Genomic DNA, 22,284 nt, shown 5'->3' with positions numbered 1-22,284 from the left:
GGGAGAGGGCGCCAACTGCGGGATCCTTGAGCCGCAGCACCCGCCAGCCCTTGTCATGCGCACGCTTCGCTAGCTGCAATGAGCACACCGACTTGCCGGCACCCGCCGTTGCTACCAGCCGCGCGCTGAACCCTGCTTCGAGTTCGCGCCATAGCCGGTCGACCTGGGGCAATTCGGGGCAGGCGCTGACATCGGCAGCCCCGAGCGGCCGCCCGAGCAGCGCCGGGCCAAGATCGCGCGCCTGATCGAAGCGCTCCTCAATCCACGCTTCCTCGGCTTGGTCTGGCGGCGCCGTTCCGAGCGCGTCGATCACAAGTTCGGGCAACGTTGCGAGCGTCGCCATCAATTGGGGCAGCTGGACGCCAAGCCCAGGATAGAATTGCTCAATAACCGCTGGATGCTGGGCCAACTGCGACACCAGGCTGTTCCAGCCGAGCGCATTCACCGGGAATTTGCCGGCGGCGATGCGCTGCCGTGACACCGCTAGCGCATGCGCCTGGAGCTTAGCGTCGTCGGCAAAGGTCGTGGCGAAGGTCCAGCCCGCCAGGGTGGGCACGAAGCCTTCCGCCTTGGCAAGCTCAGCATCGAATTCGCACGTAGTCGGCTTCTTGCCGAAATTCCGGTCCTTGCCCTTGCACTGGACGCCGAGCGTCTCACCGGGGCTGTCGGGCCGCGCACCGTGGATGTCGACGCCATGCTGCGCCTGACCGCTTCGGCCATGGCGCTGCGCCAGCGGATCGTTCCAGATTGCCGCGAATAGCGCCCGGCACAGTTCCTCGAACGTCTCCCAAGATGCTGGCGGATTGATCTGCTGCGCGAGGAACTCCATCGCGCCATCGTAGCGGATCGTCCTGCCGGAGCCAGTACCGACCTGCCCGAACACTATGACGAGCACGCCGACGCCTTCCGCTTCATCCGTGACGTTCCGACAGACTGGGAGGACAGCCGCACGCTGCAGGGAAAGATCGGCGAATATGCCGTCGTCGCGCGGCGCGACCGGAACAGCCTCGACTGGTATCTGGGTGCGATCACCAGCGACACGGCGCGCCGCCTGACGGTGCCGCTCGACTTTCTGGACAAGGGCGCGCGGTACGAGGCGACCATCTATGCCGATGGCCCGGGCGCCGACTGGCGCACCGCCCCGGATAAACTGGCGATCCGGCAGCAGATGGTTACCGCCGGAGACCAGCTGTCGCTCGATCTTGCGTCCGGCGGTGGGCAAGCCATCAGGTTTCGAAGGTTTTGTCTTCCAAGCCGCCGGTCGATCGCTCGCCTCAGGGCACCCAATCGATCATCTGCAGGACATTTCCACCCAATTTCTGGAAAGCCCGCTGACGGCATGAGAAGACGATGATCTGCTGGTCCCGAGCCTGCCTGTGAAGCGCGTCGAACATGCGTTCGATGCGGTCGTCGTCCGAATAGACCAGCGCATCGTCAAGAATGACGGGTGCCGGGCGACCGTCACGTGCCAACAGGCGCGCAAAGGCCAGGCGGGTCAGGACCGACAGTTGCTCGCGCATGCCCCCGCTAAGGCGGTCGACATCCTCTTCCTGACCGCTTCGTGTAATCTTATGCGGCAGTAATGTGCGATCGTCGAAGGTGATGGCAACGTCATCGAACAGCAGACCGAGCAGCGGGCGCAGTTCGTTCATCACCGGCTTCAAATAAAGTTCGCTGGCATCGGCACGAGCTGATTCCAGCGCTTGGGTGAGCCGTGACAGGACGGCGACCTCCTGCTCGAAAGCCGTCACACGGACCTGAGCGGCGTCGCGCGCTTCCAGCGTCTCGCGCCAGCGTTCCTCGACGGCCTCCTCGGATTTCGTGGCAATGCGTGCACTCCATCCCGCGATATTTTCCCGAAGCTGCTGGGCCTCGATGGCGGCGGCCTGTTCCACCGAGCGAACGCGTCGAAGGGCAGCATCCGCCGCGTCGAGGTCGATCGCAGCTGCGGCATGTTCGTCATGCGCCTGCTGCGCTTTCGTCAGTACGGCTTCACGATCCGCCAGACGCTCGGTCAGTTCCTGCTGACGCGCCTCGCGCCCTTCAGCGGGGCCTAGGATCGCGACGACCTGCTCCTCCCGCGTGCGCAGGCTAGCCAGTCGCGTTTCGGCAGCGACAAAGGCCTCATCGGCGTGGGCGCGCGCAGGTTCGGTGGCGCGTATGACCTGCACTGCCTCACGGCGGCGTTGCACGGCAGCCTCGCGCTGGGAGCGAACCTCGGCCGGGTCCGCTTCCAGATCGCCGTCCGCAGGGGCGATGTCGGCTAGTACGGCCACGGCTTGGCGCAAGGCATCGACCCCATCGGGCGCTACGATCGACAGCCGCGCTCGGGCTTCATTGGCCTGCGCCTCGATTCCCTGCACCCGTACTTCCTGGGCACGGGCGGTGGCCAGATCGGCGACCCCCATCGATGCCAGCAGCGTCTGGCGCTGTCCCTCCGCCTGGGTCAGGCGTGTGTCATCACGCTCTGCCCTGTTGGAGCGCAGCGTGATGGTGCCCAGGCCCGGCGCGATCAGTTGCGCCTGAACGTCATAGCCGCGCTCCTCCCCATCGCTCAGGGCAACACCCGCCATCGTCACCCGCGCGCTGGCAGCGGGATCATAGGCGATCCGGACCGAAGGACGCGCCGCATCCTGCACTGCGCGAAGACGAACGATCTCGATATCGAGATCGGCCAGTTCGTCGACGGCGCCCTTCGGCAGGCGAAGGCCGGACAGCTGGGCTTCGCATCCTTCGATCGTGTCGCGCAGCTGCTCGCCGTGCCGCAGCCGCTCTTCCATTTCCACCCGGCGCTCCGCCGCTTCACGCGCCTTGCTCGCCGCGTCGAGACGTTCGAGCAGGGTACGGGCGTCAATCTCCTCCTGTTCGGCGGCTTCGCCATCGGCTTGCGCCCTGGCGATGATGTCGCTGGTCGAGCGCCGCCGTTCGACGGCCTCGTCCCGGCGGCGATGCGCGTCGCGATTGTCCTCGGCCAGGGCACGGGCATCCGCCAATGCGCCATCAAACTGACGAAGGTCCCGCAGGGCAATGTCCCGCCGCTCCCGCGCCAACCCCAGCTCGGCATGCAGGGTCTTCAGGCGATCGGCCTGCGATTTGGCGGCTTCGAAGGCCGCCTCAGCTTTCTCAATGTCCCGCTTCCGGCTGTCGCGCGCATCGGGCTGCTCCAGCTCGGCCAGCCTGCGCTGGGCGAGGCTGCGCTGGTCTAGCTCGCTCCGTAGTGCCGCGACCTCCTTCTCCAGCTGCAGCGCCTCTTCCGCCAACCGGTCACGCAACGCTATCGCGGTCGCGTAACGCCCGCCCGCCTTGGGCTTGCCGGTTGCGGTGACCAGTTCGGCGGTGGCCTGCGTCGCGGCGGCGATGACTCCTGCCATGCGGCGGCCACCCGTCATCGCCTCGACCTCGCCCTGCACCGATTCGAGCAGGCTGGTGCGGACCTGACGGTCGCTCTCTTCCTCTGTCCGACTGCGCGTTTCGATCCCCGTCACGCCCTGGCGCACCCAGAGCAACCCGGCCGGGCCACCCGCGCCGCCCTGGATCAACCGCGTGATGAAGTTCTCGGCTTCGTCGGCCTGGGCGATCAACTGCCCCGATGCAAGGTCGACAACCTTGGCGAAGCCGCCGCTGTAATATTTCTTGGTCAGCCGATACCGCGCCCCGCCGACCGCTATATCCGTTTCGACCAGGGGATTGCCGCCGCTATAGGGGCGCAGGTTCCTGACACCGCCCGCCGTGCTGGAATGCGGCAGGAAGAACAGGCCGTGCAGCGCCTCGAAGCTGGTCGACTTGCCGAATTCGTTGGCGGCACACAGCACATTGACGCCGTCGCCGATCCCCTCGATCGCGACGCCACGCCCGCCGAAGCGCTTGACGTTGTGAAACCGGAGCGCGTCGATCTTCATGATGTCACTCGCTGGGCATAGTCGTACAGACGCGACAGGGCGGCACTGGCCACCGCGCGGGCTTCGGCCGACTGGGCAGTATCGGTGCTCTCGGCGAGTAGCATGTCGGCGGCTTCCCGGAGGGCACCGGCGCGGTCAATTTGGTCCAGATCGTCCACATCGCATTCAGTCGCCAGACCGACTTCGTCCAGATCGAGCCACGCGAAATCGGGGGCGACCTGCCCATAGGCGGACAGCAGGGCCGTCCGCGCGACCAGCCTGGCCCGTCCGTCTACCCTGATCCGGGCCAGCGTCTGCCGCCGATCCCGCATATCAGGCAACAAGGCCGCCAAGCCCGCTTCTGGATCGTCCCCCGCCAATAGATGCAGGTCGAATGTGCGCCAGGTGAATGTTCCGGTCGGAAGCGGGCTCACGGTGGGAACGGCACCGGCTGCCGCGATGTCGACCAGCAAGGCGGTGCCCGGTCGCTCGTGCTTGAACTGATCCTGTTCCGGCGCGCCGCTGTAATGGGTGCGAGGATCGACAGCCATGGCACCATGCCAGTCCCCCAGCGCCAGATAGTCGAGACCGGCTCGGCGCGCCCGATCCGGCGCGATCACGTCATCGCTTAACGCCTCCTCGGAGAAGCTCTGGATGGCACCGTGCGCCAGCCCGATGCGGATGGCCCCCTCCGGCGTGGGAGCACTGTCCATCCAGTCGCTCAGATCCTTGCCCGGTCGTCGAAATGTGCACGGCGCGGGCAACAGCACTGCGCCGTCCGCCAAGGGGATCGGATGCGCCGTGGTCGCAAGGACGACATTGGCCGGCACCTCGCGCGCCAACTGTGCCCAAAGCTCGGTTGCCTGCAGCGAATCGTGATTGCCGGGCAGAATCACCCACCGGATCGGCACATGATGCGCCATCTCGGTCAGCGCCTGCCGCCGCACATCGGCCGCGGGCGTTTCCGTGTCGAACGTGTCCCCCGCCAACAGAATCGTGTCGACGCCATTTTCGCGGGCGTGCCGTGCAAGGGTGCCGAGAACCGCATGGCGCGCCTCCCGGAGGCGGCTTGGCAGGTCGCCAGCGAAATTCCCGAACCGCTTGCCCAGGTGCAGATCGCTCGAATGCAGGAAACGCGTCATGGTCATGCTGCTCCCGGCGTCGTGGTGGTCATGGTTGCGGTCGTGGCAGCCTCGCGGCACCGCGCAATCGCTTCTTCCAACCGAGCCCGTGATCCGGCGGCCAATCGTTCGACGCCCAGCAATCGGGCCAGCTCGCGCGCCGGATCGGGTTCGTCGAGCAAAGCGGGATGCGCCCGCACCGCCGCAGACAATTCCGCGAGCGGAATGTCCGGGATGGCCCGCCGTGCGTCGTCCCCGCCTGGCGCGCGATAGGATCGGAAGTCGACCACCTCGCCCGGCTTCCAGATGAACTCGCCGCTCGATTCCTGCGTCCGCTCGAAATCATGAAGATGCATGTCGATGCGCTCGCGGATCTTTCCACCGGTGCGCAACCAGCCATGGGCCCTGGCAATGCGCTGGTACAGGATATCGGTTCGCAACGGACTCTCCGCATCCATGACGGCGACGATCATGTCGCGCAGGGTATCGCGATAGGCGAAGTCGAAGAATCGGGTGGGATCGACGGGGAAACTACCCAGGTCCGTGAGACGATAACGATCGTCCGGCTGTACCGAAGGCAGCGTGATCGCCGGAACCGGATGGGCACCGGCAAACTGTATCTCGATGGCGGGAGGCGCGACCTCGGTAGCGACGAGTTCCACCTCGATGCGGCCGGGGGCAGACTTCACCGCTTCGACTGGAAGGGCGGCTGCGTCGTCGCGAATACCCTCTATCCCCTCGACCTCATGGCCCATGGTCCAATGTGCTTCGGCCACCGGATCGGCGCGGGTGGCGCGGCTGTGCTCGAGCAATGCCTCGAGCGCCGCGTGCAACCGCTCGGCGCACCCTGTGCTGTCATACCACCAGTCGGTCGACCACACGCGAAGCATGTTCCAGCCGAGCCCGGTCAGCACCTGTTCGCGAACCTTGTCGCGGTCCCGCGCCGTCGCCGCGCTGTGATAGGTGGCGCCGTCGCATTCGACACCCGCCAGATAGGCGCCCGCCAGATCGGGATGGCGGATACCCAAGTCGATACGGAAGCCCGAAATGCCGACCTGCGGCACGACGACCCAGCCGCGTTGCTCCAGTTGCGCTGCCACCGCTTCCTCGAAGGGAGAGTCGAACCCGCCGACCGAACCGGCCGTCTCGGCCGGCAGCGCGATGGCACCACGCTCAGCATAATCCAGGAAGGTCTTGAGGTGGTGGACCGCCAGCGCCTTGGTGCGCGTGGGATCGATCTGATCGGCGGTGAAGCCGGAGAAGACGATCAGCTCCTGCCGCGCGCGCGTCACCGCCACGTTCAACCGTCGCTCGCCACCGTCCCGGTTTAGGGCACCGAAATCCATGGTCAGCTTGCCCGCCGCATCCTTCCAGAAGGTGATCGAGAAGAGGATGACGTCGCGTTCGTCGCCCTGCACATTTTCCAGATTCTTGACGATCGTCGCTTCGACCCGGTCATCCGCGAAGAACCATTCGAGCGCGGGTTCGTCGCGGCGGGCGAGATCCAGCAGGTCGAGGATCAAAGACTGCTGCTGCGCATTGAACGTGATGATCCCCAACGTCGGACGGCTCTTCTCCGGCAGACCAAGCCATGCGCGCATCCGTGCGACCGCCTCGTCCGCCACCGCCTGCGCCTCGATCCGATTGGTGCGGGTCTTGCCACGATCATAGACGCCGTTGGGCACCTTGTGCAGGCGCACCGCCCGGTCGTCCACCTGCGGCGACGGGAACGTGACGAGGCGGTTGTGATAATAATGGTGGTTTGAGAAGGCGATCAGCGATTCGCTGCGGCTGCGATAGTGCCAGCGCAGGTCGCGCACCGGAATACCGGACGCCTTGGCTTCGTCGAGGATGCTTTCCATGTCCTTTTCATGATCGGCGACCTCCTCGTCCTCCTCGTTGCTGCCGAAGAAGTTGGTCGGCGGCAACTGCTTGGGATCGCCGACGATGATTGTCTGACGGCCGCGCGCGATCGCGCCGACCGCGTCCCATGTCGTGATCTGCGATGCCTCGTCGAAGATGACCACGTCGAACAGGGCCTGGTTGGGCGGCAGGTACTGCGCGATCGACAGGGGCGACATCAACATGCAGGGCGCCAGCTTCGAAAAGTTCTCCGGCATCTTGCCTATCAGGTCGCGGATCGACTGACTCGGGCGCTGCAGTTCCATCTGGTAGCGCAGCAAACCGAGTTCGGAATTGCGCGGCACGCTCTGTACGGCCGGCAGACCATGCGCCAGGGCGCTCACGACGCGGCCGGTCGCGTGGGTGCGGACCAGATCGTCGATCTCACGAAATTCGTCGATCGCATTTTCATGCTGGAAGCGTCGGAAATCGCGCAGCACCGGCTCGCTGTCGAGCACCGTCGGCAGCCACCATCGGGCATAGCCAAGACGGAAAGCGGCGCGTGCCTGACCGGCGGGAACGACGCCGCCCTCGATCTGCTCGACCAACGCGCCCAGTCCCGAGGCCACCGCTCGGTTGCGGATACGGCACCAAGCCGACCAGTCCCGTAGCAAGTGGCGTGCATCGGCCAATGCCGTCAGGCTTGCCGCCAGATCCGACAGCGCCGCCGGGCCCTCACCCAACGAGACGTCCCGTCCCGCGGCCTTGGCGAAGCGCGAGCGCGCCGCGTCGAAACCCTGCCGTGCGGCAAGTAATCGGGAGCCGCTCTGCCAGAGGCCGCGGCTGCTGTCGCGATCCCGCATGGCGGCGGCGACACGCCTGCCGATGATCTCCGCTTCGCCCGGACCCCAGCCATCCGTCCGCAAAGCCGCCCGTAACTCACCCGCACCCTCCAGGATCGCGCGCAGCGCCGTCGGATCGGTGTCGAGGCCCGCGACCGGAAGTTGCCGGTCCTTCAGCGGCATATGTTCGATCGCCGCCAGTTGCTCCTTCATCCGCAGAAGTACGGGCAGATCCTCGTCCGGCTCCACCGTCCCACCGTCCGCATAACCTTGCAGCATGTTGGCGACCTTGCGCCGCCCCAAAGCCGAAAGCGGCCAGATCGAGGCGCTCGCTTCACGCCACTGATGATCCAGTGCGGTCAAATCCATGGCCCGCACGCTGGCGATCGCAAAGGGCGCACTCAATTGCTGTTCGGCATCCCGGTACAGCTCGATGGCGGTCGTCAGCGCGGCCACTTCATCGCTTGTCCGCGCGAAATCGGGATGGAACGCGATCGACAGGTCACGATCCCGTCCGGCCTCCAGCGCTGCGGCCAAATCACCCAGCGTCGCGACCCTCGATGTCACGGGCTGATCGGAAGCGGCCAGGCCAAGCACACCGCGATAGGCATCCAGCGCCTGGCTCAGCAGATCGGCGGCGTTGCGCAGGGATTGTCCAGCGGCGAGCAGTTCGTCCTGCCGCGCCGTGCCCGGCTCATCAATATCGACCAGGTCCAGCGCCGGACGACGTTCAACCGAGGCGAAGACCAGCCCTATCTCGCCCGCCAGTTCTTCGAGTGCGGCCAGAGTGACGGTGTCATGAACCTGCCCCTTGGGCCAACCGAAATCCGGCGCGGGCTCCGCTGCTCCCCGCAGGGCCACCCCGAGCGCCAAATAAGGCGTCCAGCCACTCGGATAGCTTTTGTGAAGCGCCTCGACATACGCGTTCAGCGTATCGCGACGCAGCTTCAGCCGGTCGTTGACCGTGATCCATTCCGCTGGATCGATCTGCCCTCGATGCTCCCACGCCGCCTTCAACTGCGCCAGGAAATGCCGACGATCGGACTTGTTCGAATGGAGTTCGATGCAATGGTCGCCCAGCCCATGTTCGCGCAGGCGGCGATACACCACGTCCAGCGCTGCCGTCTTCTCGGCGACGAACAGCACCGTCTTTCCCACGCCCAAGCAGTTCGCGATCATGTTGGCGATCGTCTGGCTCTTGCCCGTACCAGGTGGTCCGACGATCACGAAATCACGGCCTTCCGCCGCCGCCAAGCTGGCGGCGGTCTGGGAAGAATCCGATGGCAGCAGGCAGATGATATCTGCCGGAGCATAGACACGATCGAGCTCGCCCTCGTCGCGGATGGCGGGCTGGCCATCGCCGAACGGCTTGTCCGGCGTATCGATCAGATGGCGGACGACCCGATTTTCCCGCAGCGCTTCGGTCCGCTCGACAAGATCCTTCCACATCAGGAATTTGGCAAAACTGAAGGTCGACAGCGCCGTCTCGTCAACGACCTCCATGCCGGGCACGTCCCGGACCGCCTGTCGCATCGCCGCCAACACGCGCGGCACATCGATGCCGCTATCGTCCCGTGGCAGTTCGCCGCCGAACTGCGGCAGCTTCAGGTCGAAGTCACGCTCCAGAAATTGCAGCAGCGTCGCATTGAAGCGCGGCTCGTCCTCATGAAAGCGAAGGCGGAACGGTGCGGTGGCGCTGCGCCGCTCCAGCTTGACAGGGATCAGCAATAGTGGTGCGCGATAGCTGCGCTGATCCTCCGGCTTCTTCTTCCAGCGTAGAAAGCCGACCGCGAGGAACAGCGTGTTCGCGCCACCCTCCGCGAAATCGTTGCGCACCTGCCGGTGCAGGTCAATCAACCGCGACTCAAGTTGGCGGCCATCAAGCAGCGATGGCAGCTCGTCTCGCGCTAACGCCTCCGCAGCAAAACCGCGGTGCAGGTCCCGGCCATGCACTTCGCGATACAGCGCTGCATCGCGCTCGCCGAGCGGGTTCTGTTGCGGGAGTGACACGATCTGAATCGCCGCACCATCCGACAGCCTGTCTTCCAGATAGGCGACATCGGTGCAGAGGAACGGGATCGTCTTCTTTGAATCCGGGAAGTTCAGCAGCCGGTTGCGGAGGGTGAGATCGAGCAGCTTCTTCTGCCAGCGATCAATCCGTCCCGCTGCCGTCGTCGGCTTTTCCTCTACCTGCATATCAGGCAGGTCATTGAAAGATGGTGCGGACGGCAGCGACAGAGCGGCGCCCAGGACTGCGTCTCCGTCTTGCCCGGGGTCACTGACCGGCTTGGCGTCGTGCGAGGCGAGCGGCGTGATGCCGCCGCTGCGCGCACGACGCACGTCGATCGCGGCGACGAAGGCCGCCGCTTCATCTTCACTCATGCGGTGATCGAGCGCACGTTGCGCCACGTCCATCGCCATGGCCGGTCGATGGGTAACGCCCGTCGTTTCAAACACGATGAGCTCCCGTGAAGCGAGCGCTTTGCGAACATCCATCTGATCGGTTTCGACGGTGTTGCCAAACGTCCGCTTGGTCAGCCAGACACCGACGGCTGCATGGCCATCAAACAGCAGGATGACGGGATACAGGCCTGCGCCTTCCAATGCAGCGGCGAACAGCAAGGTGGTATCGAGACACGTCCCCAATCGTTCGTCGGCGATCGTCGCGGGGCGGCGCACCTTCTGCCCGCGTGCCTCGAAACTGGCGGGCGGCTCGGCGTAATGCACCGCCATTGCCGCGATTGCGGAATAGATCGCGGCCGTCAGCATATAGGCACGCTGCGGATCGCCGGACTGATAGCCATCAAGACCGCTGGGATGGCCGTGCTCCGCCAAACGGTCGGCTGCGCTGCGCAAGATGCGCCCGACGGCAGGATCGTTGGGCATTACAAAGGCGGGCAGGAGTTGTGCCATATCGGCAACGCCACCCCATTCGTCCCGCGCCAGCAGGCGGACAGGGACGCGTTGTTCGTCCAGCAACTGGTCGCCCGCAGCTAAGCGGAGGGTGATTTCGCCGCGCTCGGCTTCGTTGAGACCCGCCAGATACCCAGCATCGAGTTCGATCTTCCGATCACTGATGGACAGGCTATCACCCGGCGCGAGCCGATCGATGGTCCAGGATTTCGCCCTGAGGAAAGCAGGTGACGACGCGAGCTCAAGCCGGATGTTTTCATGATGTCGGCCATCGGCGTTTTCGATTCTTATCCCGCGAACAACAGGTATCGCATTCTGGTAGGAAGCATAGGTGAAACTTCCAGCGATGTCCGCTACGAGTACCGGCCTTTTCTCCTGAGGCCGGTCGAGGCTCGATCGGTCGAAATTGCCCGCGTCAGAATTCTGCATGCAGCCCCCTTGCCGGGGGCAAGGCTAGACAATCATTTTCCTCATTAAAAGATGAAATTAAATCCCATTTGGGTGATACCTCATCCCGACAGAAAATGGAGAAACGACGCGGTGGGCAGAACAACGCCCGCATCCGCGCCCGCCCCTCACCCAACTCCGACCAAGCCTTTGCTACGCGAAGCCGGAGTCTGCGGGATCTTCCCCTTTCACAAGGAGAGAGAAGAAAAAGCAGTGCTAAATGCCGACTCGACCTAAAGATCGAATGCGGGTGGCACGACCAGGGCCAGCGATCAGGATGTCCGCATCAGGATGCCTTGATCATCACGCCGGTCGCCCTCGGCACCAGAATTTCCCAATGATCCGAGTGCCCATCGCTTTCACCTCGGGCGCGCCATCATGAAAAGCTCCGGATTCATGTCATTTCGTCCGCAGCGGGCCGGACAGTGATGGGCACCGATCGTCATAATGAAGCGGCGAAAACGCGGTTAAGTGAGCGGCAGACCAATAGCTTGCCAGCTTCAGCGTACCGTTCATTCAAACCCTTCGGTTCCAAAACACTCTTCCGATGTCCGCGAAGCCAGCAGTCGATCACTGATTGAGTCTCGGTTCCGGTACGCTCGCGGCATGATTTCCTTGCTGTTTCAGGCGTGGAATGTCAGCGTTTGAACCGACGTAATGCTACCGGATCCAGTCCGCTCTTCATGCCCAGCGATCATCATGACATCCACCGTCGCGAGCTGCCGCCGTTGCCAGCGCTCGCCAGTTTCCTGGCTGCGGTGGAAACCAGCAGCTTTTCGCGCGCGGCGCAGCGAATGGCACTGACCCAGAGTGCGATCAGTCGCCAGATCGCGCTGCTGGAAGGGTGGTTGGGGGTTCCGCTATTCGAGCGGCGCGGGCGGCGAGTGACCCCGACCCCGGCGGCGCTCGCTTATGCCGACGCGGTGGGGCCGGCGGTCGAGCGGTTGCGGAGCGCCACGCGGCGGTTGCTGACGCCGGTTGCCGACCGCGCGCTGACCATTGCGACGCTGCCCAGTTTCGGGATGCGCTGGCTGGCGCCGCGCCTCCCGGGTCTGACCGCGCGGCATCCCGAATTGCTGGTGAACTTCGCCGCACGGTCCCATCCGTTCGATTTCGCTGAGGAGCGGTTCGATGCGGCGATTCATTTTGGCCTGCCCGATTGGCCCGGCGCGGACCATGCGCTGCTGTTCCATGAAGATGTCGTGGCCGTCTGTTCGCCGGACTGGCTGGCGCGCAATCCAGTGGCGACGCCCGTCGACCTGTTGCCGCACGCGCTGTTGTCGCTGGAGGCCCGGCCCGATGCGTGGGACCGCTGGTTCGCCGCCGCCGGGATGGCTAATGCCGCGATCGGTGACGGACCGGTATACGAACATTTCCTGATGCTGGCCCATGCCGCGGCAGCGGGAATGGGCATGGCGCTGATCCCGTCCTTCCTGATTCGTCCGGAACTGCAATCGGGGGCATTGGTGACACCGGTTGATGTCACGCTCAGCGCCTCGGAAGCCTATTATCTGGTGTGGCCGCGTAGCCGCCGCGGCAGCCCGTTGTTCGACCGCTTCCGCCACTGGCTGCTGGATGAAGCCAGGGCGGAAGCTTGAGGCTGCTGATCAGGCTTTCCGTAAGGGATCAGAGCGGTTTACCGCCCATCTTCCACGTCAGCTGCACGGCATAGCTTCGACCGATGCCGTCGAACCACGAAATGTCGTAATAGGGATAAGACGCATAGGTCGGATCGTGGATCGGCGCTTGGTCGAACAGGTTTGTGACGGTCCCGGTCACGCGGAGGCGTTCGTTCAGATCGTAGCGCGCCGACAGGTTGAACAGATAGCTCGCCTTGATGAAGGCGCGCTGGTCGTAATTGGGCAGCTTGCCCAACCGCATGCCGGTGAGCGTGGTCGAGAAGTCGCCAAGGCTCCACGTCAGGCTAGCCGTGCCTTTCTCGCGTGGAATGTCGAAATTGCTATCGACCCGGAACTTGTCGATGATCGGATCGCCCGGATATTGCCGTACCGTGTGATTGAAGACGTAGGTATAGCCGCCCGACAGGGTGAAATCACCGATCGCGGCGGTCGGTAGGCGAAAATTGGCGGCTATATCGATGCCGTCGGTGGTTTCCTCGGCGACGTTGATCGGATTGACCTTCACCGCCTGTAGCCGTCCGGTGAGCGCGCCGCTGGCATAGCGGACCACGCGCGCGATGGCGTCACGACAGGTGGGCGACGACGGGTCGAGATCGCCGCCCGCTCGGCATTGCGACTCATTGCGCAGCACCGAATCGACGTTGATGTCGAGCACCTGGTTCTTCATCTTGACCTGGAAATAATCGACCGACACGTCGATCCGGTTCGATGGTTGCCACACCACCCCGCCGGTGAACGAGGTCGAGGTTTCCGGCCGGAGTTGGCGATTGCCTTGCTTGCGGGCGATGATCGTCTGGTCGGAATAGCTGCAATCGCCGATGGTCTTGTTCGGCTCGTTGGTCCGGCATAGATAATAATCGGTCGCGGAGGGATGAGTGTTACCCGGCCCACGGAAGACATAGTTCAGGTCGGGCGCGCGGAAGCCGGTGCCGTAGGCGGCACGCAAGAGCAGCCGCCTGGTCGGACGCAATTCGCTACCAATATTATAAGTGAAACGCCCGAAAGTGTTGCCGGCGATGTGAAAGGAATCGTAGCGGCCGGCGGTGCTCAGTTGCAGGAACGACAGCACCGGCACGCGGAATTCATAGCCGAGGCCCCAGCGATTGCGCGACCCGCTGCCGTCCGAATCGACCAGCCCGACATAATAGTTGGTCAGGGTCAGCGGATCGGGACGCAATTCATAGCCCTGCTTGCCCGCCTCCGCGACAAGCGCGAAGCCGACTGGACCGGCGGGCAGTTGGAACAGATCGGTCGTGTTGAGCGAAGCGGACAGCGTGTCGGTCCACGAGCGCGGACGATAGAGCGAATCGACCGAGATCGAGCGATATTCCTGCGGCGTCAGCGGGGTGTACAGGCGGCGGGGATCGGCATTGAAGATCGCATAGCCGGTGACCGGATCGACCCCTTGCTGCGGCCCGAGGAACAATGCGTTCGATTTCGAGATGACGATTTCGGGGAAGGTGACGCGCGACGTGTACTGCGCGTGATTGAACGACACCTCGTATTTCCACTTTTCGTTCGCGCCGAACTGACCGCGAATGCCGGGCGTGATGTTGAAGGTGATCGACCGATTGCGGGTCATGCCGTTTTGAAACCCGCCCATCTCCTCCGGCGTGAACTGGCGCGTCCAGTTGTCGAGCTGCAAACCGCTGCTGGTCGCATCGCGCGACAGGTTCGGGTTGAAGAAGGTGCCTTCCTCATTTCCGTCAGGCGACACATAATACCAGCTCTTCATCCGGCGGAAGAGCTTCAGCTTTGACACGCTGAATTGCAGGTCGGCGAACAATTCGGTGCCGCCGCCCAGATCATAGCCCATGGAACTGTAGGCCGTGAGCGACTTGCGGTCCGAAATCATCGTGCCATAGGCGACCGATTGGTTGCTGCCACAGAACTGGCCGTACCGGCGGCGATTGGCGTAATAGATGCTACCTTGGTCCAGCCCCGACAGCGCGCTGCACGTCGCCTGGCCCGGATCGATATAGTTCGAACTCTCGTCGGATCGCAGGAAGACGCGCTGCGCCAGCGGAGTCGCCGTAGTCGGGTTGTCGGCCGTCGAATCCTGCCGCTTGCGCTGATATTGCCATAGCGGTCGCTGGTTCAGGAGTTCGATGCCAGCGACACCATGGAAGCCGCCGGTTTCCCAGCCGGTCGTCGCCATCAATCGGTATGCCGCGCCACCGCCCTGTTCGGTATCGCTGTAACGCATATCGATGCGGGTGCCGTCGGCCTTTGTCTTCAGCTGGAAATTGACGACACCGGCGATCGCATCCGACCCGTAGATCGCCGAGGCGCTGCCGCTCAGCACCTCGACCCGGTCGATCAGCCCGACCGGAATGTTAGAGATGTCGGTGAAGTTGCTATTCCCCTGAAACGGCAGGGGAAAGTCGGCGATGCGGCGGCCGTTGACCAGCACCAGCGTATGATTGGGGCCGAGGCCGCGCAGGTCGACCTGCTGCGCGCCGGGGCTGAAACTGGCACCCGAGGCACTCTGCTGGCCCTGCGTCTCGCCGCTATTCTGGGTCAGGCTACGTAGCACGTCGGGAACGCTCAGGAAGCCGCCCTTCAGGATATCGTCCGACGTGACGATGGTGACCGGTGCAGGTCCTTCCTTCTGCACGCGCGGGATGCGCGACCCCAGGACGGTGATCTCATCCGACGCATTCGCGATCGGCGTGTTTGCGGGCAATTCCTGCGCCATCGCGCCGCCCGCCATCGCCATCATCCCCGCACCCGTCAGCAAGCGTACGATTCGGTTCCCTCGCATAATAAAGCCCCCAATTTTTGCCCCGATATGCAATCATAATGACATGGACTTCTTGCAAATTGAAATATAAAATCGTCATATTGGATGGTCGTTCGATTATTTTGATGGGGGTGTGGCCTTGCGACATTATGGTCTGGGTATCGCGTTGATATGCGTGGGGATTGCGTCGGCTGTGCCGGCGGCGGGGCAACAGGCGGCGACCGCCGCGGTCGCGGGGGCACGCTTTTTCGTGACCGGCGATCCGGCCAAGCCCCGGCCCGCCGCCACGTCGCAGGGCCTGATGCTGATGGGCGGCGGCGACTGGGACAAGCAGGCCTTCCAGTGGTTTGCGAAGAAGGCGGGCTATGGTCATATCCTGATCCTGCGCGCATCGAGCGATGGCGAGGGCGGACGCGAGATGTTCACCGAGATGGCGGGTGTCCAATCGGTGTCGACCATCCTGTTTACCGATCGCGCGGCTTCGACCGACCCGCGCATACTCGCGGCGATCGCCAAGGCTGACGGCATCTTCCTGGCGGGTGGCGACCAGGCGAAATATGTCCGCTTCTGGCAGGGAACGCCGGTCGCCCGCGCACTGGACGCGCATGTCGCGGCGGGCAAGCCGATCGCGGGCACCAGTGCGGGCCTCGCCGTGCTGGGCGGCACCGCCTATGGCGCGATGGACGGCGGTAGCATCGATTCGTTCAAGGCGCTGTCCGACCCGCTGAGCGATGCGGTGACGCTGGTCCGCGATTTCCTGCACATGCCGCGCCTGGCCCATGTCATCACCGACACGCATTTCAATGAGCGCGACCGGCTGGGGCGGCTGATCGCCTTCGTCGCAAAGGCACGCGCGACCGGAGATCCGGCCGCCATCGGGCTGGGCGTCGATGAAGCGGGTACGCTGTGTGTCGACGCGGACGGACAGGCGACCTATTACGGGCCGGCGAATACCCATGCCTGGCTGGTGCAGCCACAAGGGACACCGAAGTTGGCCCCCGGCAAGGCGCTAGATTGGGCAGATATTCGCATCACCGGCATCGCACCCGAAAGCATGATCGACCTCAACACAATGACGGTGCCGAAGCCGGCGTTCGTCGGCACGGCAAAGGTGGTTGCGGGCAGGCTGATCGACGTACCGCTGCCGCCGGGCGGCCATTGGTCGCTGGCGATTCATGGTGGGGCGGGCGTGATTCCCAGGGGTTCGCTGACGCCGGAACAGGAACGTGCCTATCGCAGCGGGCTGAACGCGGCGCTGGCCGCCGGATCAGCAGTGCTGACGAAGGGCGGTAGCAGCCTTGATGCGGTACAGGCCGCGGTGCAGGTGCTGGAGGACGATCCCAATTTTAATGCCGGGCGTGGCGCGGTGTTCGATGCGGAGGGCAAGAATCAGCTCGACGCGGCGATCATGGACGGCGCAACGCTGCGCGCGGGCGCAGTGGCCGGGGTGAGTGCGACCAAGAACCCCGTCGTGCTGGCCCGCGCGGTGATGGAACATAGCCGCCACGTCCTGCTGACCGGGGCGGGCGCGGACCAGTTCGCGCGCGAGCAGGGGGTGGAACAGGTTGATCCATCCTATTTCCGTACTGAAAAGCGCTGGCGCGAATATCTGGATTGGAAGCGGGACAAGATACACGCGGCTCTCGACCCGACGCACCGCTTCGGCACGGTCGGCGCGGTGGCGCGCGATCAGCGCGGGCACCTGGCCGCCGCGACTTCGACTGGCGGGCTGACTGGAAAGCGCTGGGGCCGGATCGGCGATTCACCGATTATCGGGGCCGGTACCTATGCGGTGGACCATACATGCGCGGTGTCGGCGACCGGCACTGGCGAATTCTTCATCCGGCAGGCCGCTGCGCGCCAAATTTGCGACCGGGTCCAGTGGAAGGGGCAGGACATCGCCACGGCGGCTGGCGACACGATCGAGGAAGTGGGCGAGATTGGCGGAGATGGTGGGCTGATCGCGATGGACGGCAGCGGTCACATCGCCTTCGCAATGAACAGCGACGGCATGTATCGTGGTAGCATATCGGACGACCAACCCCCACGTACCGCCATCTATGCGGGAGAAACGGATGTCGGCCGATAACCTCAATCCTTCGAAGCGCGAGCTGGACGCGCGATTGCTGGCGCTGTTGCGGCAGGATTCGCGCGTTCCGGTATCGGAACTGGCGCATGTGCTGAATGTGTCGCGCGCGCATGTCTACGCCAGCATCGCGCGCATGGAGCAGGACGGGACGATCGACGGTTATACCGTGCGGCTGGGTGAGGCGCATGACCGGCGCATGGTACGCGCGCATGTGATGATGACGACGCTGCCCAAGCTGTTGGACGAGACGAGCGAGGCGCTGGCGGCGATCCCCGAACTGACCGGAGTCTATGCAATTGCGGGCGAATATGACCTGATCGCTTTGGTGGAGGCACCCAGCCTGGAGCGGTTGAATGACGTGATTGACGCGATCGGGCGACTGGAAGGGATCGGGAGAACGATGTCGGCCGTCGTGCTGGCGACGCGGTTGAGGCGGTAGGGCTTCGCGTCCTTGACCATGCCTCGCGGGGATACGGGCTATCCCCAACGGCGCATCTATCCCGACAGCACCCGGTCGATCAGTTCCACCGGATGCAGCGGGCGGCGACCGGTCAGGCGCTGGGTCTGGCAGCGGCAGGAAAAGCCGGTGACGAGCATCGCATCGTCCCGCGTCGCATCAGCCCAACCGAGCGCAAAGATGTTGCGCGACAGTGTCTGATTCTGGGCCTCGTGGCCGAACAGCCCAGCCATGCCGCAACAGCCGGTTTTGGTGGGAATGGCGGTAATGCCAAAGCCTGCCAGCGCCTCCGTCCAGTTTGCCAGCGCCTGGGGCCGCAGCGCCTGCTCAGTACAATGACCGAGCAGGCGTTGCGGGAGAACGGTTGGAACGACGGTTGGGGCGCGCCCCTGTCGCACCGCTTGGGCCAGCGCCACTTCCAGGCCCGCGACCTCGACGCTCTCACCGGTCATTTCGCTGAATTCTTGAGTGAACATCAGTGCCGTGGCGGCATCGAGCCCGACCAGACGCACACCGAGATCGGCCAGCGCGCGTATTTCCGCCATTCGCGCGCGCGCGATGCGTGCGAAGCGGTCCCGCATTCCCAGCAGGTGGAGCACCTTGCCATTGCTGCGTGGCGGCAGGCGCAGCACGGTGTAGCCGCAAGCCGCGAGCACCCGGCCGGCGGCAGCGACCAGCGGACCGTCGAAGCTGGCAGTGAAGCTGTCCTCGACGAGCAGAACCGTGCGCGCGAGCGTTTCGGCGCGCATTTTCCTGATTTTAGCGGACGAGACGATCGGAGGCAGAGTGCTCGGATTGGCAACCACTAAGGCAGGCAGATCGACATAACCGAACCTACGCTCCAGGGTCGCGCGCAACCAGTCGCTGCTGGCGATGCGGTTGGCGATGCCGGGCAGGACGCGCGCTGCGGCCAGCATCGCTTCCATCCGCGCGACAACGTGGTGGCGGATGGGGCGGGTTCGCGTGGCCCAATAGCGTTCGGCGAAGCGTGACTTCATCGTCGGCACGTCGACCTTGACCGGGCACAGCGTCGTACACGCCTTACACGACAGGCAGGTGGCGAGCGACGCCTGCGTGTCGGCGGCCATTGCGTCGCGCTCAGCAACCTCCGCCGCAGTCGGATCGGCGATCGAATCCAGCCTTGCCCAGGCGCGCAGCAGCGAAGCGCGGCCCTTGGGCGACTGCGCGCGGTCGCGTGTCGCCTTGTAGGATGGGCACATCACGTCGAGTGAGTCCCACGCGAAGCACGCGCCATTGCCGTTGCATGCTATCGCGCGATCGAATGCCTTGGAGCGCGCCTCGTCAATCTGCCGGTCGGCTTCGCCGCGCAGCGGTACGCCATCGATCCGATCGACCTTCTGTCCTCCCGGCGCGGCGAGCTTGCCGGGATTGAACCGGTTGTCGGGGTCGAAGGCGGCCTTCAGCGCCTGCAATTCGGGATAGAGGCTGCCGAAGAACAGGGGCGAGAATTCACCCCGATAGCCGCGGCCATGTTCGCCCCAAAGCAGCCCACCGTAAGCCTTGGTCAGCCGTGCGACCTCGTCGGAGATCGGGCGGACCAGCGTGGCCTGTGCGGGATCGCGCAGGTCGAGGAATGGGCGGACATGCAGGCAGCCGACATCGGCATGGCCGAACATGCCATAGTTCAGGCCGTGCCCGTCGAGCAGCGCGCGGAACTCCGCCACGAAATCGGCTAGTTTTTCAGGTGGGACGGCGGTGTCCTCGACGAAGGGAATGCCTTGCCGCGCGCCGCCCAGCCGGGCGAGAAGCCCGACCGACTTTTCGCGCAGGGCCCACAGTTGGTCGATGGCGGCATCGTCGCGCACGATCCGCATGTCGCCTTGCGGGCCGATCGCGGCAAGCGCGGAGAGGCCGGCATCGATGGTTGCATCGTCGTCGGCGGTGAATTCGACGAAGTTCATCGCCGCCACGGGCGCATCGCTCGCCCCACCCAGCAGCCCCTCGACGCTCGACCAGATGATGTCGCTCCGCGCGACGCCCAGCACCTTGTCGTCGAGAATCTCGATAGCGACCGGATCGGCGGCGATCAGGCGTTGCACGTCGCGCATCGCGGTGTCGAACGCAGCATAGCGGATGACCGCCAGCGCACGTTTTCTCGGTTTGTGCGCCACGCGGAGGGTGATCGAACGGGTGATCGCGAGCGTGCCTTCGGAGCCGGCGAGGAGATAGCCGAGGAAGAATCGGTCGACGTCCGCGTCCCACGTCTTTTGCAGATTGTAGCCGGTCAGGCCCCGGTTCATCTCCGGGAAAATCGCCGCGATGTCGTCGGCACGCTGCGTGACGATGCGAAGCACCTCGCGGTGGATGTCGGCGACGATGCCGGTGCCCGCCGCTATGGCCTCCGCCTGTGCCCGCGTCATCGGCTCGGCACGCCATGGAGTACCGTCCGACAGTGTCACATCCAGCGCGACGATATAGTCCGACGTCTTGCCCCAGCGGCGCGACCCTTTGCCCGAAGCATCGGTCGCGACCATGCCGCCGATCGTCGCGCGGCTGGCGGTCGACACCATCGGCGGAAAGAAGCGGCCATGCGGTTTCAAAAAGGCGTTCAACTGGTCCAGCACGACGCCCGGTTCGACCGTGACCGTGTTCGCTTGCGGGGCGAATGCCCCGATCCCGCGCATGTGGCGTGCGAAATCGACGATGATCCCGTCGTTCAGCGACTGGCCGTTGGTACCAGTATTGCCGCCGCGTGCTGTCAAGGAGAGATCGGTGTCGCGCAGGGCGCGAACCAGCAGGGTCACGTCGTCGCCGGTACGCGGATAGACGATGGCGGCCGGGCGGACCTGATAGATGCTGTTGTCGGTCGACGCGACCTGCCGCGCGCCGATGCCATCCTCGGCATCGCCGGTGAACCCCGTCTGATCCAGGGCGCGAAGCAGGTTGGCGACCGCCGCCATCAGGCCGCCGCCGCCCCGCGCAATGCCTGGCGCACCTCCATCATCGATCGTGCCTCCGCAGCGGCGTAGAGCGCCATTTCGTCCTGGACCACATCGCCCATCGCGGCCTCGAATGCGGCCTGGGCCGGCGATGCGGCATAGCTGCGCTGTTCGGTGCCGCCCAGGTTCGACTGGAAGATGCCCGCCGCGCTGACCGGCAGAAAATCCTCGTACACGATCGGCAGCGCGCGGACATGGCCTGCCGCCAGCCAGTCATCGATGCCGCCTGCGGGACGAACGCCAGTTGCGATCAGCCGCTGCCCGGCCTCGGTCAGTTCATAGCGGAACCAGGCCAGTCCCTGTTCGCGCAAAGCTTCGATCGTGTCGGGAAAAGCGGCGAAGCAGGTGTTCAGCCGGTCGGCATAGCTGGCCCCCTGCGATCCCGCCCCAGCGCGTGCCGTCGCCAGCAACCGGTCGTAGAGCGCGCGGCCCTTTGGCGTGAGCGCTGCGCCGCGCTGTTCGACCTCGCCAAAACGCGCAGTATGCTGGCCGGGATGGTCGCCGGGGAAGGTCACATCCTCCTCGATCGCCTTGAAGCTGGTCTGACGAAGCAGGATCGGCACGGCGCGCGGCGGGGGGCCTTCGATCACCGCCTTCGCGTCGATGCCGCGTGCCTGCATCGCGTCCTGTGCGGCATCGATGTCGAGCGTGCGCGGCGTCAGGTGGTTGATATGCGGCCCGCGGAACGACACGACATCGGCGATCAGCCGGTGCGCGCCGTGCAGCCGGTCATAGGTGGCAGCATCGACCCGCGCATCGCCATGCCAGCGAAAGGTTTCGAGCAGCGCCAGAACGAAGCGTTCGGACTCGGCATCGTCGAGTCCGCCCTGCGCCGCGTGCCGTTCAATCAGTTGGATCGCCTCGTCGGTAAAGATCCGGCGCGTCGACAGGATCGCCTCCGCCTCGGCGCGCAAGCCGGTATCCTCGATCAACTCGAGGCGTAGCAGCGAGGTGAAGACTCGGAACGGATTGGCCGCCAGCGCCGCATCGTCGACCGGGCGGAAGGCGGTCGAATGAACCGGAACACCCGCCACCGACAGGTCGTAATAGCCGACCGGAACCATGCCCATCACCGCAAAGGCTTGGCGCATCATGCGCAGTTCCGCTGCCGTGCCCAACCGGATCGCGCCGTGACGTTCGATATCCAGCCGATCGAGTTCGTCGGCGGCCGTCATCTCGGCGGCCAGCGCGGGGCGTTCGGCCAGCACCTTGGCATTGACGTCCGCGACGATCGACAGCAGGTCGCCGTAAAGTGGCACTTCGGCGCGGTACATCGTCGACATGGCTTCGGAAAAGCGGGTGCGGATGGCATCGGCGGGCGTGAAGCTGTGGGGCATGGTCACCTCGGACAG

At 64.8% G+C, this 22,284-nt stretch carries 10 protein-coding genes; 4 read left to right on the top strand and 6 right to left on the bottom strand.

Translation table 11 applies throughout. From position 1 onward, the window contains the following. Positions 1-802: 802 nt before the first annotated feature. Positions 803-1,354, top strand: coding sequence for a glycoside hydrolase family 97 C-terminal domain-containing protein (locus ABIC44_RS16365; RefSeq protein ID WP_354296598.1), 552 nt, complete (start codon positions 803-805; stop codon positions 1,352-1,354). On the opposite strand, the gene ABIC44_RS16360 is transcribed toward ABIC44_RS16365, so the two are convergent. Genes ABIC44_RS16360 through proA form a run of 3 tightly spaced genes read right to left on the bottom strand, consistent with a single transcriptional unit; the run spans position 1,275 to position 11,025 of the window. Continuing rightward, positions 1,275-3,899, bottom strand: coding sequence for an AAA family ATPase (locus tag ABIC44_RS16360; RefSeq protein ID WP_354296584.1), 2,625 nt, complete (start codon positions 3,897-3,899; stop codon positions 1,275-1,277). The genes ABIC44_RS16365 and ABIC44_RS16360 overlap by 80 nt on opposite strands. Beyond that, the gene (locus ABIC44_RS16355) at positions 3,896-5,020 is read right to left on the bottom strand and encodes a metallophosphoesterase family protein (protein WP_354296583.1); all 1,125 of its coding nucleotides are present in this window, start codon (positions 5,018-5,020) and stop codon (positions 3,896-3,898) included. The genes ABIC44_RS16360 and ABIC44_RS16355 overlap by 4 nt, the downstream gene beginning before the upstream one ends. A gap of 2 nt (positions 5,021-5,022) precedes the next feature. Continuing rightward, positions 5,023-11,025 carry an anti-phage protein ProA gene (proA, locus tag ABIC44_RS16350; RefSeq protein ID WP_354296582.1) on the bottom strand — a complete coding sequence of 2,001 codons (6,003 nt, stop codon included), beginning with the start codon at positions 11,023-11,025 and terminating at the stop codon, positions 5,023-5,025. Between the two features lie 647 nt (positions 11,026-11,672). Here proA and ABIC44_RS16345 point away from each other — a divergent pair. Next, positions 11,673-12,641, top strand: coding sequence for a LysR substrate-binding domain-containing protein (locus ABIC44_RS16345; protein ID WP_354296581.1), 969 nt, complete (start codon positions 11,673-11,675; stop codon positions 12,639-12,641). A gap of 28 nt (positions 12,642-12,669) precedes the next feature. Here the strand turns inward: ABIC44_RS16345 and ABIC44_RS16340 are convergent, their stop codons facing one another. Further along, positions 12,670-15,423 (bottom strand): TonB-dependent receptor domain-containing protein, encoded by a 2,754-nt coding sequence (locus tag ABIC44_RS16340; protein ID WP_354296580.1) that lies wholly within the window; start codon positions 15,421-15,423, stop codon positions 12,670-12,672. A 178-nt stretch (positions 15,424-15,601) separates the two neighbouring features. Here ABIC44_RS16340 and ABIC44_RS16335 point away from each other — a divergent pair, with 178 nt between their 5' ends. Further along, entirely contained in the window at positions 15,602-17,515 is a 1,914-nt protein-coding gene (locus ABIC44_RS16335; RefSeq protein ID WP_354296579.1) for an isoaspartyl peptidase/L-asparaginase, read from the top strand. After that, on the top strand, positions 17,502-17,954 hold the full coding sequence (locus tag ABIC44_RS16330; protein WP_354296578.1) for an Lrp/AsnC family transcriptional regulator: 453 nt from the start codon (positions 17,502-17,504) through the stop codon (positions 17,952-17,954). The genes ABIC44_RS16335 and ABIC44_RS16330 overlap by 14 nt, the downstream gene beginning before the upstream one ends. A gap of 56 nt (positions 17,955-18,010) precedes the next feature. Here ABIC44_RS16330 and ABIC44_RS16325 read toward each other — a convergent pair whose 3' ends face one another. Further along, positions 18,011-20,893, bottom strand: a complete 2,883-nt coding sequence (locus ABIC44_RS16325) for an FAD-binding and (Fe-S)-binding domain-containing protein (RefSeq protein WP_354296577.1) — start codon at positions 20,891-20,893, stop codon at positions 18,011-18,013. After that, positions 20,893-22,269 (bottom strand): 2-oxoadipate dioxygenase/decarboxylase HglS, encoded by a 1,377-nt coding sequence (hglS, locus tag ABIC44_RS16320; RefSeq protein ID WP_354296576.1) that lies wholly within the window; start codon positions 22,267-22,269, stop codon positions 20,893-20,895. Before hglS ends, ABIC44_RS16325 begins: the two co-directional genes overlap by 1 nt. Between the last annotated feature and the right edge of the window lie 15 nt (positions 22,270-22,284).

Source organism: Sphingomonas sp. 1185 (genome assembly GCF_040544655.1).
Taxonomy (GTDB): Bacteria; Pseudomonadota; Alphaproteobacteria; order Sphingomonadales; family Sphingomonadaceae; genus Sphingomonas.
This window is presented reverse-complemented; position numbering and strand designations above follow the sequence as displayed.